At 59.8% G+C, this 14,981-nt stretch carries 11 protein-coding genes; 2 read left to right on the top strand and 9 right to left on the bottom strand.

The features are described from left to right. Window positions 1-137 precede the first annotated feature (137 nt). The 4 genes from BM062_RS15530 to BM062_RS15515 all read right to left on the bottom strand — a co-directional run bounded on the left by BM062_RS15530 (window position 138) and on the right by BM062_RS15515 (window position 4,594). Window positions 138-1,283 (bottom strand): ABC transporter ATP-binding protein, encoded by a 1,146-nt coding sequence (locus BM062_RS15530; protein WP_092398413.1) that lies wholly within the window; start codon window positions 1,281-1,283, stop codon window positions 138-140. Between the two features lie 58 nt (window positions 1,284-1,341). Further along, window positions 1,342-2,235 (bottom strand): carbohydrate ABC transporter permease, encoded by an 894-nt coding sequence (locus BM062_RS15525; RefSeq protein WP_092398411.1) that lies wholly within the window; start codon window positions 2,233-2,235, stop codon window positions 1,342-1,344. After that, complete coding sequence (locus BM062_RS15520) at window positions 2,225-3,079, bottom strand: carbohydrate ABC transporter permease (protein ID WP_254785101.1); 855 nt, start codon at window positions 3,077-3,079, stop codon at window positions 2,225-2,227. The genes BM062_RS15525 and BM062_RS15520 overlap by 11 nt, the downstream gene beginning before the upstream one ends. Window positions 3,080-3,340: 261 nt before the next feature. After that, a complete protein-coding gene (locus tag BM062_RS15515) occupies window positions 3,341-4,594 on the bottom strand; it encodes an ABC transporter substrate-binding protein (RefSeq protein ID WP_092398407.1) in 1,254 nt (417 codons plus the stop codon). Between the two features lie 359 nt (window positions 4,595-4,953). Here BM062_RS15515 and zwf (BM062_RS15510) point away from each other — a divergent pair, with 359 nt between their 5' ends. Both zwf (BM062_RS15510) and BM062_RS15505 read left to right on the top strand, forming a co-directional pair. Continuing rightward, window positions 4,954-6,429 carry a glucose-6-phosphate dehydrogenase gene (gene zwf, locus BM062_RS15510; protein ID WP_092398405.1) on the top strand — a complete coding sequence of 492 codons (1,476 nt, stop codon included), beginning with the start codon at window positions 4,954-4,956 and terminating at the stop codon, window positions 6,427-6,429. 109 nt (window positions 6,430-6,538) lie between these two features. Then, on the top strand, window positions 6,539-8,494 hold the full coding sequence (locus tag BM062_RS15505; protein ID WP_371326595.1) for a glucokinase: 1,956 nt from the start codon (window positions 6,539-6,541) through the stop codon (window positions 8,492-8,494). A 275-nt stretch (window positions 8,495-8,769) separates the two neighbouring features. Here BM062_RS15505 and BM062_RS15500 read toward each other — a convergent pair whose 3' ends face one another. The 5 genes from BM062_RS15500 to zwf (BM062_RS15480) all read right to left on the bottom strand — a co-directional run bounded on the left by BM062_RS15500 (window position 8,770) and on the right by zwf (BM062_RS15480) (window position 14,901). Beyond that, window positions 8,770-9,894, bottom strand: coding sequence for a porin (locus tag BM062_RS15500; RefSeq protein WP_092398401.1), 1,125 nt, complete (start codon window positions 9,892-9,894; stop codon window positions 8,770-8,772). 369 nt (window positions 9,895-10,263) lie between these two features. Then, window positions 10,264-11,220 (bottom strand): carbohydrate kinase family protein, encoded by a 957-nt coding sequence (locus BM062_RS15495; protein WP_254785094.1) that lies wholly within the window; start codon window positions 11,218-11,220, stop codon window positions 10,264-10,266. A gap of 66 nt (window positions 11,221-11,286) precedes the next feature. Beyond that, window positions 11,287-12,507 carry an AGE family epimerase/isomerase gene (locus BM062_RS15490; protein WP_092398397.1) on the bottom strand — a complete coding sequence of 407 codons (1,221 nt, stop codon included), beginning with the start codon at window positions 12,505-12,507 and terminating at the stop codon, window positions 11,287-11,289. A gap of 44 nt (window positions 12,508-12,551) precedes the next feature. Then, window positions 12,552-13,406: an SIS domain-containing protein gene (locus BM062_RS15485; RefSeq protein ID WP_092398567.1), complete on the bottom strand. Its 855-nt coding sequence runs from the start codon at window positions 13,404-13,406 to the stop codon at window positions 12,552-12,554. Window positions 13,407-13,428: 22 nt separating this feature from the next. Next, window positions 13,429-14,901 carry a glucose-6-phosphate dehydrogenase gene (gene zwf / locus BM062_RS15480; protein ID WP_092398395.1) on the bottom strand — a complete coding sequence of 491 codons (1,473 nt, stop codon included), beginning with the start codon at window positions 14,899-14,901 and terminating at the stop codon, window positions 13,429-13,431. Window positions 14,902-14,981 lie beyond the last annotated feature (80 nt).

The raw sequence follows: 14,981 nt of genomic DNA, 5'->3' as shown, positions 1-14,981 counted from the left end.
TAGAAGGGCAGGGACGGTTAGTCGGAAATACTGCGCGGGAGTACTGCGGAAATACCACCTTGTCATTCTACGCAATTTACTGCGGTTTGCCACGCATGGACAGATCAGCAATATCCTGCGTGGCGCTAGCAATGCATTCAGCTGATGCGTTCTTCAGTCTGGGCATCGAACAGGACTGCTTTCGAGAGGTCGAACGCCAGTTGCATCTGGTCCTTGGGTTTGGCTGCAGCGCGCGGGTGGGTCCGGCAGGTGACGCGGGCGTTATTGAAGGTGGTGAACACCAGCGTGTCGGGGCCGGTAGGTTCGGTCAGCTCGACGGTGCAGCCGACTTCGGTCGGATGGTAGCTGCCATTGCTGTCGCTGACTTCCGAACCGCGTGCGCTCTGGGCGTCGGTAACGTGCTCCGGACGGATGCCAAGGATGATTTCGCGGCCGATCCAGGATGCGATCTGCGGATCCTGCGCTTGCACCGGCGCCAGCGGCAGCAGGGTTTTTTGTCCCGCGTGTTCGAGTTCGAACGCCGGGCCGTGGCCGTTGGCGACCAGGTTGCCGCGCATGAAATTCATCGATGGCGATCCGATGAAACCGGCCACGAACAGGTTGCTTGGATTGTCGTAGATTTCCTGCGGGCTGCCAAACTGCTGCACCACGCCGTCTTTCATCACGGCGATACGGTCGCCCAGCGTCATCGCTTCAATCTGGTCATGCGTGACATACACGATGGTGCTGCCCAGGCGCTGATGCATCAACTTGATTTCCGCGCGCATCTCGACCCGCAGCTTGGCGTCCAGGTTGGACAGCGGTTCGTCGAACAGGAACAGCGACGGATCGCGCGCAATGGCGCGGCCCATGGCGACGCGCTGCCGTTGCCCGCCCGACAGCAGGGCCGGCTTGCGGTCCAGCAGGTGGGTGATCTGCAGCGTGGTAGCGACGCGGTCGACGATCTGTTTCTGTTCTGCTTTCGGCACCTTGCGAATGCCCAGGCCGAACGAAATGTTCTCGCGCACCGTCATGGTCGGATACAAGGCGTAGGACTGGAACACCATGGCGATGTCGCGCTCCTTGGGCGCCACATCGTTGACGCAGCGGTCGCCGATCATGATCTGTCCTTCGGACACCGTTTCCAGCCCGGCAATCATGTTCAGCAGCGTCGACTTGCCGCAGCCTGAACCGCCGACCAGGATCAGGAACTGGCCGTCTTCGATTTCCAGGTCGATGCCCTTGAGGACTTCATTGCCGTTCGGGTAAACCTTGCGCACATTGCGAATTGATAAGCTTGCCATCTTTAAATCATTCCTTAAATAATTTTACTTATTTGTTATGGGGCAGAGCTGCCTGCCTTTAGCCCTTGACCGCTCCGGCAGTGAGGCCGCGCACAAAATATTTACCCGCCAGCAGATACACCACCAGCGTCGGCAAGGCAGCAATGATGGCCGCCGCCATGTTGACGTTGTATTCGGTCACGCCGGTGGACGTATTCACCAGGTTGTTCAGGGCGACCGTGACCGGCTTGGCGTCGGAGCCGCCGAACACCACGCCGAACAGGAAGTCGTTCCAGATTTGCGTGAATTGCCAGATGAAGCAGACCATGAAAATCGGCAGCGACAGCGGGAAGATGATTTTCCAGTAAGTCATGAAGAAACCTGCGCCGTCGATACGGGCCGCCTTGACCAGTTCTTCCGGCACTGTCACGTAGTAGTTGCGGAAGAACAGCGTGGTGAACGCGATGCCGTAGACGATATGTACAAACACCAGGCCGGGCGTGGTGTTGGCCAGGTCGACCGTGCCCAGCAGGCGCGCCATCGGCAGGATCACGACCTGGAACGGAATGAAGCAGCCCACCATCAAGGCGGTGAACAGGATTTCCGAACCGCGGAAACGCCAGTGCGCCAGCACGTAGCCGTTGAGCGAGCCGACGAAGGTCGAAATCAGGACCGCCGGCACCGCCATCCTGATCGAGTTCATGAAGAACGGCTCCAGGCCGTTGCAGTCGACGCCGGTGCAGGCGGTGCTCCAGGCTTTGCTCCAGGCCGCGCCGGTAGGAGACATGGGCAAGGACAGCAGGTTGCCCGAGCGGATCTCATCCAGCGTCTTGACCGAGGTGCTCAGCATGACGTACAGCGGAGCCAGGTAGTACAGCGCGCACAGGACCAGCAGCGCATAAATGACGATGCGGCCGACGCTGAGCTTGCTGTTTTCGTTATAGATGGTGTTGCTGGTGCTGTCAGCGGCCATTGCGCGCTCCTTTGGTTTCCAGGTACATCATGGGCACCAGCACTGCCAGTACGGTGGCCAGCATCATCATCGCCGATGCCGCACCCAAGCCAAGTTGACCGCGTGAGAAAGAAAACTGATACATGAAAATTGCGGGCAGGTCGGAGGAAGTCCCCGGGCCGCCTGCAGTCAGCGCCATCACCAGGTCGAAGCTCTTGATCGCGATATGCGCCAGCACCAGCAATACGCTGAAGAACACCGGGCGCAGGGCAGGAATCACGATGCGGCGGTAAATGGTCGGCAGGCTGGCGCCGTCGACCATGGCAGCCTTGATGATGCTGTCGTCGATGCCGCGCAGGCCGGCCAGGAACAGGGCCATCACGAATCCCGAGGATTGCCAGACGCCGGCGATCACCACGGTATAGATGGAGAAATCGGAATTCACCAGCCAGTCGAAATGGAAGTTGGCGAAGCCCCAGTCGTGCATCATTTTTTCCAGGCCCAGGCCTGGATTGAGGATCCATTTCCAGGCGGCGCCGGTGACGATGAAGGACAGCGCCATCGGATACAGGTAGATTGCGCGCAAAGCGCCTTCAGCGCGGATCTTCTGGTCCAGCAGGATCGCCATGATGAGGCCGATCGCCAGGCAGAACAGGATGAACAGGCCGCCGAAAATGCCCAGGTTGGCGGCAGCTACCCACCAGCGGTCCAGGCCGAACAGCGTGACATATTGATTGAAGCCGGAAATCTCGTAATTCGGCATCATGCGCGAATTGGTCAGCGACAGCCAGGCGGTGACGCCGATGAAGCCGTATACGAAGACCAGCGACAGGATGATAGTGGGCGACAATACCAGGCGTGGCATCCAGGCATCGGCGATTGCCGCAATGCGCCCTTGCTGCTTGGGCGTGTGGCTTGGACTCCCGGCAGCCGCAGCTGTGTAGGGGAGGGTGTGATCGGACATGCAAGTCTCCTGAAGCAGGATCAGAGCCGGCGCCGGCGGTGTTCTGTTGGACACCGCCGGACACGGCGGGGGCCGAATCGATGTTACTCGCTTCGGCCCCGGTTCTCATTTACTCTAAAAAAAACACTAGGCAAACAGCAAAAATACTCATTTACTAGTAATTTATTGTGTCTTTGCTGCTTTTGCCAGCGCCTGTACCGCAGCCTGCGAAGTCATGTTCGAATGCATGAACTTGGAAACGACGTCGAACATCGCGCCCTGTACCGCGGAGCTGACAGCCATGCCGTGCGCCATGCTTGGCTCCAGCGTGCCGGCTTTGCTGGAAGCGGCCATGTCGTCCATCGATTCGATGGCGCAGCTGTCGAACTTGGTGCGCGGGATGTCAGGGCGGACCGGGATCGAACCCTTGTTCAGGTTGAACACTTCCTGGAACTCAGGGCTCATGATGGCGGTGGCCAGGGTCAGTTGAGCCTTTTGCGAATCAGGATTCTTGACCTTGAACATGGCGATCGAGTCGATGTTGTAGGTGTACGACTTGGCAGTGCCAGGAGCTGGTGCACACAGGAAGTCCTTGCCTGGCTGCTTGCCGGCAGCGGTGAACTCGCCCTTGGCCCAGTCGCCCATGAACTGCATGCCGGCCTTGCCGTTGATGACCATTGCAGTCGCCAGGTTCCAGTCGCGGCCTGGAGCGTCCTTGTCGATATAACCCTTGATCTTGCCCAGCGTATCGAAGGTCTTGATCATGGTCGGGCCGGTCAGGGTGGCCGGATCGAGCTTGACCAGCGCCTTGTTGTAGAAGTCGGCGCCGCCTACGCCCAGCGCAACGGTTTCAAACACGGTCGCATCTTGCCAAGGCTGGCCGCCTTGGGCGACGGCGATGAAGCCGGCTTTCTGGATCTTGTCTGCAGCGTCGAAGAATTCAGGCCAGGTGGTCGGCACTTTGGCGCCGGCTTTTTTCAAGACTTCCGGATTGATCCAGAGCCAGTTGACGCGATGCACGTTGACCGGTGCTGCCACGTAATGACCTTGGTATTTCATGGTGTTGGAGACCACCTTAGGCAGCAGCGAATCCCATTTGCCCGCGGTAGCCGCGGCATCGATGTTCGCCAGCACGCCTTCCTGGCCCCATTCCTGGATCGATGGTCCCTTGATCTGCGCCGCTGTCGGAGGGCTGCCTGCGATTACGCGGGCTTTCAGCGCGGTCGTGGCGTTTTCGCCTGCGCCGCCGGCAACCGCAAAGTCTTTCCAGGTGACGCCCTTGGCTTCCATGATCTTTTTCAACTCAGCGACTGATTTGGCTTCGCCGCCCGATGTCCAGTAATGCAGCACTTCGACCTCAGCCGCGTGAACCGCGGCGGCGCTGGACAGCAGTGCAGTAGTTGCGAATACCGATTTTATTATTTGATTCAGTTTCATTCTTGTCTCCTGTGTTGAGAATTAATCTGCGATGAATACTTTGCTACCTGATGATAATCCTTGCAAAAGCTTGCCGGCACCCTATTGTGGTTGCCGCCAGGCCAGACACTGCTTTGTTGCTCCCACTTCAAACCTGCATGTACGCAACGGCCGGGAAATGCCGCAAGGCTACGTTCTTTTACCTGTTCGAACCCTGCGAAATTATCCGCCCATGTGTATCATGTGAAAAACTAGTAAAACTACATGCGATCTTGAGTTTCCCTGTAAATATGAAGGATTTACTCCTTACGCCGCTTGTAATTGTAGTAATGCTACATTAATATTGCAATATAAGTTTTTTATTTATTACAAAAATTTTGATGCAGCCAACTATTCCTTTTACTTTTACGCTGTTCGGAGCGACCGGCGACTTATCGATGCGGAAGATACTTCCGGCGTTGTTTGTTGCCCATCGGGAAGGGAAGCTGCACCAGGATGGTCGCATTATTTGCGTCGCCAAGCAGGATTTCAGCCAGGAAGACTACCTGGCGTGGGTCAGCAAGAGCGCCATCCCCTATGTAAAGAGCGGCGTGGCGGGAGCCGAGGACGATGCGCATTGGCAGAGCTTCCTGGCGCGCATCACTTACCTGCCGCTGGACCTGACGGACCGCGCCGGGTATCGGGCGCTGGCAGAGGCGCTGGCTGCCAGCAAGGCGGTGTCGGTGTTTTACCTGGCGACGTCGCCCTCGCTGTTCGAGCCGATCTGCGCCAACCTGGCTGCCAGCGAGATCGACCTGTCGCAGGCGCGGCTGGTGCTGGAAAAGCCGCTGGGACACGATTTGCTGTCGTCGCGCGCGATCAACGATGCGGTAGCGCGGGTCTTCGCCGAAGAGCAGATTTATCGCATCGACCATTATTTAGGCAAGGAAGCGGTGCAAAACCTGCTGGCCCTGCGTTTCGCCAATTCCTTGTTTGAACCGCTGTGGCGGCGCGAATCGGTGGCGCATGTGCAGCTGACGATCGCTGAACAGCTGGGTGTAGAAGGGCGCGGCGAGTTCTACGACGCCACCGGCGCCATGCGCGACATGGTGCAAAACCATCTGCTGCAGCTACTCTGCATGGTGGCGATGGAGCCGCCGACCTCGCTGGATGCGGATGCGGTGCGCGATGAGAAACTGCGCGTATTGCGCGCCCTCAAGCCGTTTTCGGCGGAAGACATGGAGCTCAAGGCGGTGCGCGGCCAGTACGTAGCGGGCGCAGTCGACGACAAATCGGTGGCGGCATACCGGCAAGAGCCAGGGGTAGGGGCGGAATCGCAAACCGAAACATTCGTTGCCTTGCATGCCGAGATCAATAACTGGCGCTGGGCCGGCGTGCCGTTTTTCCTGCGCACCGGCAAGCGCCTGGCGCAGCGCACGGCGGAAATCGTGATCACTTTCCGGCCTATCCCGCACGCCATCTTGCCGATGCCGGGCGGCCTGGCCGGCGGCAGCAGCAATCGCCTGGTGATCCGCTTGCAGCCGGATGAGTCGATCCAGCTGCATTGCCTGGCAAAGCAGCCTGGCGACGGCATGACAGTAGAGCCGGTGGCGCTCGACCTGGCTTTCGACCAGGCGTTCAAGCAACGCCGGGCGGAAGCCTATGAGCGTTTGCTGCTTGACGCAATCCGTGGAAATTTGTCCCTGTTCGTGCGGCGCGACGAACAGGAAGCAGCCTGGCGCTGGGTGGAGCCGCTGCTGCGTCATTGGCAAAGCAGCTCGGCCCCGCCCAAACCGTATATGGCAGGCAGCTGGGGGCCGACCGCATCGTTCGCGATGATGGCGCGGGCCGGCGCCCAGTGGCCGGAAGATCGTTGAGTCCCTGACCGAAAAATTTGCGAAGCGTGGCATGGCGAAGCAAGCGCCGCCGCCCATCCTACTAACAGTATTTAAGTGAAAGTTTTACACCATGTCTTCATCCACGATCATGAGCGCTAGCGAGAATCCGGCAACTAGCTATCTGGATGGTCCGCGCCTGCTGGCAGACGTCGGCGGCACCAATGCGCGCTTCGGCCTGGAGCGGGCGCCGGGCCAGATCGACTCGATACAGACCTTGCGTTGCGCCGACTATGCCGAATTTGCCCTGGCGGTCGAGGCATACTTGTCGGCCAGCCAGCATCCGCAGGTGCGGCATGCGGCGATTGCGATCGCGAACCCGGTACAGGGCGACGATATCAAGATGACCAACCACGATTGGGAATTTTCGATAGAAACCACGCGCCGCCGCCTGAACCTGGATACGCTGCTGGTGGTCAATGATTTCACCGCGCTGTCGATGTCCTTGCCGCACCTGGAGCAATCGCATTGCATCCAGGTCGGCGCCGGCAGGGCCCTGAGCGGCGGCGTGGTCGGCCTGGTCGGCGCCGGCACCGGGCTCGGCGTGGGCGGGCTGATTCCTACCGAAGGCCGCTGGATCGCGCTGGGCAGCGAAGGCGGCCACGTCACCTTTGCGCCGGGCGATGCGCGCGAGGCGGCGGTGCTGGCTTACTGCTGGCGCACTTATTCTCACGTTTCCGCCGAGCGCCTGGTTTCCGGCCCCGGCATTGAAATGATTTACCAGGCGCTGGCCGACCTGCAAGGTATTGCCAAACCTGAGCCTTTGCAGACTGCGCAGATTGTCGAACGGGCGTTGCAAGGCCAGGACGGCTTGTGTATGGAGGTGGTCGAATGTTTTTGTGCGATGCTGGGAACGGTGGCCGGCGACGTCGCGGTGACCTTGGGCACCCTGGGCGGCTTGTACATCGGCGGCGGCGTGGTGCCGCGCCTGGGCGAGTATTTCGCGCGTTCGCCGTTCCGCGCACGTTTCGAGAGCAAAGGGCGTTTCAGCAATTACCTGGCAAAGATCCCGACCTTTGTCATCACCGCGCCGTACCCGGCTTTTGTCGGGGTCGCGGCGATCCTTTCCGAGCACCTGGGCGGCGGCAATGCCGTGCCTATCCTGGAAAAGATCCGCAAGGCGCGCGACCAGTTTTCACCGGCCGAACAGAAGGTCGCCAGCCTGATCCTGGCGCATCCGCGCGCCGTGATGAGCGAGCCGATTTCAGAAATCGCCAGGCGCGCCGATGTCAGCCAGCCGACCGTGATCCGTTTTTGCCGCACCATGGGTTGCCAGGGGCTGGCCGATTTCAAGCTGAAGCTGGCTTCCGGCGTCACCGGCACGGTGCCGGTCGCGCATAGCCAGGTCCACGTCGGCGATTCCTCGCTGGATGTCGGCGTCAAGGTAGTCGACAACACCATTTCAGCGATGATGGAAGTGCGCGACAACCTCAACGCCGATACCTTGTCGCGCGTGATTGAAGTATTGAGCCAGGCCAGCCGCATCGAGTTCTACGGCTTCGGCAGCTGTGGCCTGGTGGCCGAGGATGCGCAGCAAAAATTCTTCCGCCTGGGCATTCCATCCTCGGCATATACCGATCCGCAGCTGCAGGAAGTTTCCGCCGCCATGCTGAAAAGCAGCGATGTGGTGGTGGTGATTTCGAATTCGGGGCGTTTGCGCCACCTGGCGCCGGCGGTCGAGGTCGCGGTGCATTCCGGCGCTACCATCATTGCGCTGGCGCCGAGCAATTCGCAGCTGGCCAAGCGCGCACATTACACGCTGGCGGTCGAACACGATGAAAGCAGCATGATGCACATCCCGATGGTGTCGCGGATCCTGCTGCTGCTGTTGATCGATGTGCTGGCGGTGGGCGTGTCGCTCAACCGTTCCAGTCCGTTTGCCGAACTGCAGCGCCAGGCCAAGCGCGGCATCCTGACCCATATCGCTTCACTGGGCGAATCGGACAGCGACAAGATCACCGCCGAGCGCGACGGCAAGCCGGTGCAATCGGCGCGCAGCGATCGAGAGGTGACCTTGTCGCCGAATGTCATTTCCCACATCAAGTAATCATCTGCAGCCTGCAGCCGCTTATTTTCTTCTTCCAGGAAAGTAAGCGGCGTCTTCCGGCGGTTCCGCCATTTCCCCTACGCTTTCGTCGCTTTGCATTCGTGCAAACCGTTCGCCCATAAAAAATGCCCATTCGCACGCGAATGGGCAAAGTCTGGGAGTTACCCAGGGACGTCTCTCACTAATTGCCACTCACGCGGCAAGCACAACAGTAGTGCTGGCAGGCTCAGCCGAGGCGCCGAGCTCAAGCGGCGCGCCGGCTGTTGCCTGCTGTCTTAGAACGAGTGGCTGATACCAGTGTAGAACGTGTTTTGGTTCTGTCCAGTCAGGCCAGTGCTGTCGCCGGTCTGAACTTGGAAATCGGTGTTCGAACCATTGCGGATAGTACCGACGCTCGCGTACAGCAGAGTGCGTTTGGACAGGTTGTAGTTGGCGCCCACCATGAACAGGTTTGCGCTGCCTACGTCGTGGTTAAGCTTGACGTGATAAGCCGCGCCGATCAGCGTCAGAGCCGGAGTCGCCTGGAAGTTGGCGCCGAGCCAGAACTGGTTGGCTTTGTTAGCTGCGCCAATGCCGCTGGTCGTCAGAGGCTGGGCCGGAGCCGACAGGTTTTGCCAGCCGGCATACAGTTTTGTAGCGCCGAACGTAACGTTGCCGCCGACAGTGATTTCCTTGGAGCGGGAGAACAAGTTGTCGTAAGTGCCGTTTTCGTCATGTGCCGTATCGTACATCGCCAGCAATTCATAGGTAGGCTGTACGAAACCGACTGCGATACCGGTGCTGTTACCGATTCCCGAACCAGTTGGTCCGCGTGTAGTCGATCCTGCAGCTTCGCCCGCACCGTACATGAGGTGCACATAGAGGCCGCCCATGTCTGGTGTGACGTATTGGATCTGGTTGCTGGTTTGTGGCCAGTTACGACCTTTGAACAAGGTCGACGTACTCATGTTCTGCTGGCCGGTAGGATCGATGCTCCATACCCGGTCGCTTGGCAGCGCCAGGTCACGGCCGATTTTCACGGTACCGAAGCCACCGTTCAAACCAACGGTCGAACGACGATTAAACAGGCCGGTGCCGTTGAAACGGCCGGTGTCGGCTTGGAAGCCGCTTTCTAACGTGAACAGCGCTTTCAGGCCACCGCCCAGATCTTCAACGCCCTTGAAGCCGATCATGCTGGTGCCCCACTCATTGCCGCCGATGCCCCATTGGCCGCCGCGGATGGTGTTGCCGTTTGCGTCTTTGCCTACTTGATTGCTTTGGTAGTTGATGCCTGCGTCAACGCGACCGTAGATGGTCACGCTGGTTTGCGCTTGGGCCGAGCCGACAAGGGCGCAAGCCAGGGCTGCTGCAACCGCGAGTGGCTTGGCCAACGGCATGGCTTTCAGAACAGATTTTCTCATTTCATCTCCTAAGTAAAAATGTGGCGTTGACCACTGCTTTCCGAGTCTTGTGTAGCTCGAAATTCTTGAACCGGACCTTCGTTCTTGCTTCTTGTAATGCCGATTTCTTTGTTGTTAAGAATGGTAAACCTGTTTATGAAATTTTTGTTTTATTTGTGTAGTTTTACTATATTTGTGTTGCTAATTTACAGCACCGGCAAATTTTTCATGCGTCGAATGCATAGTTGTGGCAACGGAAAGGTCTATTAAAAAATGCCCTTGTTTGGTGATTTTTTTATTTGTTTTCTTGTGGAAATTTTTTTATCTGTATTTTTACTACAAGTAATTTAGATACATTTATCGTGCAGTGCGGTATGGCGGGCCAACACCTTATATTTTTTCCAGCAAGGCCCGAACCTGCCCCAGTTGCGGCGGTTTGGCCCCGGCATTCAGGCAGGCGGCTGAACCGCAGGCAATCGAAAAGCGCAGGTGTTGCAGCCAGTCGGGTACTGCATTTTGGCTGCCCGATGCTGCAGGTGCAGCAGCTTCCTGTATCAGCGAATAGATCAAGCCCGCGATGCCGGCGTCGCCCGCACCCACTGTATCGACCACGGTGATCGGCGGCGGCGCTACCTGCCAGTACTGGTCGCCGGCATGGATCGCGGCGCCCTGGGAACCCAGGGTAAGCAGCACGGTTGCGTCCGGATTGAAGCCGCGCAGCGTCGCCAGGGCGGCTTCGGTGTCGCCGGTGCGGAACAGGCCGGCCAGGTCTTCATCCGAAACCTTGATCACATCCGCCAGCTGCGCCATCTTTTTCAGCACCGCGTCGTAACGCTGGTCCATCACGTTGCGGAAGTTCGGGTCGTAGCTTATTTTCACGCCGCGGCTGTGCAGGTCCTCTGCCAGTTCGATCAGGCGCGCCGCCAGCGGCGAGCGGGTCAGGCTGATGCCGCCGAAGTGCACCCATTGCGCAGCCTGCTGCCAGCCGCTCGGCAGCGCCCCCGGGTCGAACGACAGGTCGGCGCTGTTGTCGCCGATGAAATTGTATTGCGGCGGCGAGGTTTCATAGACCACCGCCAGCAACGGCGAACGCGCCGCGCGCTGCAGGAAGCGCAGGTCGAGGCCGGCTTCCTGGCTGGCAGCGTACAGTTCGTCGCCGAACCAGTCCTGGCTGATGGCGCCGGCAAACGCCGATGAAACGCCCAGGCTGGCGGCGGCGCGGGCCACGTTCCAGGTCGAGCCGCCGGTCTTGCTCAGCCACTGGTCGGCGCCGACCCGTATCAGGTCGGTGAGTGCTTCGCCGGCGCTGATGAATTGAGGAAAAGTGAGAACGGGTTTGTCAGACATGACAGCATCCATGCAATGTTTAAAGGAATTGATTCAAGTGCTTATTCAACTGAGTGCTTATTCAATTTATTCAAGCGGACTGCCGACCGCCGCCAGTGCTTCCAGGTACGCGCCCATCGGATGATAGAAATCGGTTTTGCCGTGCGGCGGTTTTTCCGGGCCATAGCGCCGGTTGTCCTGCCGCAGGATGCGGTACCAGCCGCCGCGTTCCTGGTCTATCAGGTGCGCGCTGCTGTAATCCCACAATTTGCCGTAGCTGACCCAGTAAGCCTGGTCGCCGCTACGCGCCGCCAGCAGCGCCGCGGTGGCCAGCGATTCGGCTTGTACCCAGAAATACTTGTCGCCGTCGCAGACGCTGCCATCCGGCGCCAGTCCATACACCATGCCCCCGGATGCCTGGTCCCAGGCGGCCGGCATGGTGACATCGAACAGCTCCCGCGCGCGCGGCAGCAGCCAGCCGGCGTCGCCTTGCAAATGCGGACGATGGCGCTCCAGCAGCAACAGCAGCTTGGACCACTCGGTCATGTGGCCGGGCTGGAAGCCCCACGGGCGGAACATGTTGCTGCTGTCGTGGCGGTTGTATTCCCAGTCCACGCTCCAGTCGGCATGGTAGTGTTCCCAGATCCAGCCGTCCGCCAGCGCCGCCTGGCGCACCGTGACGTTGTGCCCCAGCAGCTCGGCGCGCTGCAGGTAGCGTTGCTCGCCGGTGGCCTCGAACGCCGCAATCAAGGCTTCGCAGCTGTGCATATTGGCGTTCTGGCCACGGTAAGGCGACACCACGCCTGCCGGCGTTGCCTCGTCGGCGTACAGACCGTCTGCTTCTGACCAGAACAGTTTTTCCATCAGGTCAAAAGTGGCGGCGATGCCGTCGGCGGCTTCGCTGATGCCGATGCGCAGGGCATGGGCATGCGCCAGCAGCACGAACGCCAGGCCGTAGCAATGCTGGGTGCGATCGACGGCGACGCCGTTTTCGAGCACCCAGGCGTAACCGCCGTATGACGGTTGCCAGTGCTGTTGCTGCAGGAAGCGCAAACCATGGCTGGCTGCCTCGCGATATTCTTCCTTGCCGTCGAGGCGCCAGGCGAGGGCGTAGCAGAACACCATCCGGCTGCTGTTGACCAGGTGCCGGCTGGCGCTGTCGTAGACGCTGCCGTCGTCGTTCAGGTAATGGAAAAAACCGCCGGCTGGATCAATCGCGCGCGGATGGAAGAAGGCGATGTCGCGCCGCATCCTGTCGCGCAGGAATTCTGGATCGCGGTAATCGGGCGCTGGGGAATCTGGTCTCATGTCTGTATTTTTTATAGATGCGTCGCAGGCGGCACAGGGCGGCGTCAGCGAAAAAACGAATCGAACTGCATGTCGAACTGCTGCAAGGCTTTTTGCGCGTTCTGCATTTTCTTGCGGAATTCTGGGCCGCGCTTGAGCGCCAGGCCGACCGCCAGGATGTCGATCACCACCAGGTGCGCCAGGCGCGCCGAGATCGGCGTATAGGGATCGATGTTGAAGCTGAGGTCGATCGGCACCAGCACCGTGGCCAGCTCAGCCAGCGGCGTGCCGCTGGGGCCAAGCACGATGATGTCGGCGCCGCCTTTTTTGGCCAGCTGCACGCTGCGCAGCAGGGCGGCATTGCCGCCGCGCTGCGAAATGGCTACCACTGCATCGCCCGGTTGCAGCAGCGACGCAGCGATACTGTGGATATGCGGATCGGAGTAGGCGACGGTGGGAACGCCGGAGCGGAAGAATTTGTGCTGGGCATCTGCTGCCACGATACCGGAAGTGCCCTGGCCGTAGAACTCGATCTTGTTCGCCTTGAGCAGGACGTCCAGCGCCTTCTGGATCGCATCGGCGCTCAGGTGGTTGCGCAGGTCGAGCAGGGTGTTGATCGAGCGGCTGCAGATCTTGTTGACCAGGTCGGCGGCGATATCGTCCTGCGCCAGCATTTCGTTCGCGCCCGGCAGCGCCACCGCCAGGCTTTGCGCCAGCTTGAGCTTGAAATCGTGCCAGCCTTCGTAGCCGATGGCGCGGCAAAAACGCACTACCGTCGGCTCCGACACTTGTGCGTTCTTGGCCAGGGCGGTGATGTTTTCCGCCAGCGCCAGCTGCGGATTGTCGAGAATCGTCAGCGCGACCTTCTTCTCCGACTTCGACAGCAAGTCGATCTGGGTCCGGATCGCGTCCAGCAGCATCGTCATTCGAGTTCCAGCCCGGTCAGAGTTCTGGCAGCGCTTCTTCACGCCATTGCAAGCCGTCGCGCGCAATCAGGGCGCTGGCCGCAGCGGGGCCCCAGGTGCCGGCGGTGTACGGAATCGGATCGTCTTCTTCCTGGTCCCAGAATTCCAGGATCGGTTCTACCCACTCCCATGCCGCTTCCAGTTCGTCGCTGCGCATGAACAGCGTCAGCTGGCCGCGCAAGACGTCCAGCAGCAGCCGTTCGTAAGCTTCCATGCGCGGCGATTTGAAACTCTCGCGGAAATTCAGTTCCAGCTCGACCGGTTTCAGGCGCATGCCGTCGCCGGGAGTCTTGGCCATCAGGTTCAGGGTCAGGCCTTCATCCGGCTGCAGCCGGATCACCAGGCAGTTCGGCTCGAAGCTGCTGTTCGGCTGGGCGAAGATCGAATGCGGAATGGTCTTGAAACGGATCACGATTTCCGCCAGCGAATCGGCCATGCGTTTGCCGGTGCGCAGGTAAAACGGCACGCCGGCCCAGCGCCAGGTATCGACTTCAGCCTTGAGGGCGACAAAGGTTTCCGTGCGCGAGTGCGGATTGGCGTCGGCTTCCTTGCGATAGCCCGGTACGGCGACGCCTTCGACGTGGCCGGAGCGGTATTGGCCGCGCACCACGTTTTGCGCCAGCGTAGTCGGCGTGAACGGCTTCAGCGAGCGCAGGACTTTCAGCTTTTCATCGCGGACCGCATCCGGCGTGATCGATACCGGCGGTTCCATGGCAACGATGCACAGCAGCTGCAGCAAGTGGTTCTGCAGCATGTCGCGCAGGGCGCCGGAAGTCTCGTAGTAACCCATGCGGTTGCCGACGCCCAGCTCTTCGGCAATCGTGATCTGTACATCGGAAATCCATTCGCGGCGCCACAACGGTTCAAACAGCACGTTGCCGAAGCGCAGCGCCAGCAGGTTCTGCACCGTCTCTTTACCGAGGTAGTGGTCGATACGGAAAATCTGCGATTCGGCAAATACCTCGCCGACTTCGGCGTTGATCTGCTTGGCGCTGGCGAGGTCGCGTCCCAAGGGCTTTTCCAGCACTACGCGCGAATTGGAAGTGGCCAGGCCGCAGGCGGCGAGGTTCTTGCAGATTTTTGAAAACAGGCTGGGCGGAGTCGCCAGGTAAAACACATTGGTGATCGCGTGGTCAGGCCGCATGGCTTCCACCAGCGCCTTGTAGGAGGCGGTATCGGTGGCGTCCATGCCGACATATTTGATGCGTTTGCAAAAACGCTGCCAGACCGTGGCGTCCAGGCTTTCCTTGCTGATGTGCGGCTTGGCGTCTTGTTCTACGTGCTTGAGGAAATCCGCGTCGCTGCTTTCATGGCGCCCGATGCACAGGATGCGCGCCCCCGGCGGCAAGTCGTTGGCGCGGTCACGCGCATACATTGCCGGCAGCAGCTTGCGCATCGCCAGGTCGCCGGTACCGCCAAAGATTGCCAAATCGAATTCTGCAAGAGCCATGATAATTAAGACCTATAAATTGCTGCCGCTATTGAGAGATAGATGCAGGATGGTTGGCGCAGCCTTGGGCCTTCCCATCC

This window comes from Collimonas sp. OK412 (assembly GCF_900112135.1).
Taxonomy (GTDB): Bacteria; Pseudomonadota; Gammaproteobacteria; order Burkholderiales; family Burkholderiaceae_D; genus Collimonas; species Collimonas rhizosphaerae.
The sequence above is the reverse complement of the archived record's forward strand: the minus strand, read 5'-3'. Positions and strand labels throughout refer to the sequence as shown.

Excerpts from the sequence above, each read along its gene's own strand:
- BM062_RS15515 (WP_092398407.1), bottom strand. The coding sequence starts at position 4,594 with ATGAAACTGAATCAAATAATAAAATCGGTATTCGCAACTACTGCACTG.
- BM062_RS15500 (WP_092398401.1), bottom strand. The coding sequence starts at position 9,894 with ATGAGAAAATCTGTTCTGAAAGCCATGCCGTTGGCCAAGCCACTCGCG.
- BM062_RS15495 (WP_254785094.1), bottom strand. The coding sequence starts at position 11,220 with ATGTCTGACAAACCCGTTCTCACTTTTCCTCAATTCATCAGCGCCGGC.
- zwf (WP_092398405.1), top strand. The coding sequence starts at position 4,954 with ATGCAGCCAACTATTCCTTTTACTTTTACGCTGTTCGGAGCGACCGGC.
- BM062_RS15485 (WP_092398567.1), bottom strand. The coding sequence starts at position 13,406 with ATGCTGCTGGACGCGATCCGGACCCAGATCGACTTGCTGTCGAAGTCG.
- BM062_RS15525 (WP_092398411.1), bottom strand. The coding sequence starts at position 2,235 with ATGGCCGCTGACAGCACCAGCAACACCATCTATAACGAAAACAGCAAG.
- BM062_RS15505 (WP_371326595.1), top strand. The coding sequence starts at position 6,539 with ATGAGCGCTAGCGAGAATCCGGCAACTAGCTATCTGGATGGTCCGCGC.
- BM062_RS15520 (WP_254785101.1), bottom strand. The coding sequence starts at position 3,079 with ATGCCACGCCTGGTATTGTCGCCCACTATCATCCTGTCGCTGGTCTTC.
- BM062_RS15530 (WP_092398413.1), bottom strand. The coding sequence starts at position 1,283 with ATGGCAAGCTTATCAATTCGCAATGTGCGCAAGGTTTACCCGAACGGC.
- zwf (WP_092398395.1), bottom strand. The coding sequence starts at position 14,901 with ATGGCTCTTGCAGAATTCGATTTGGCAATCTTTGGCGGTACCGGCGAC.
- BM062_RS15490 (WP_092398397.1), bottom strand. The coding sequence starts at position 12,507 with ATGAGACCAGATTCCCCAGCGCCCGATTACCGCGATCCAGAATTCCTG.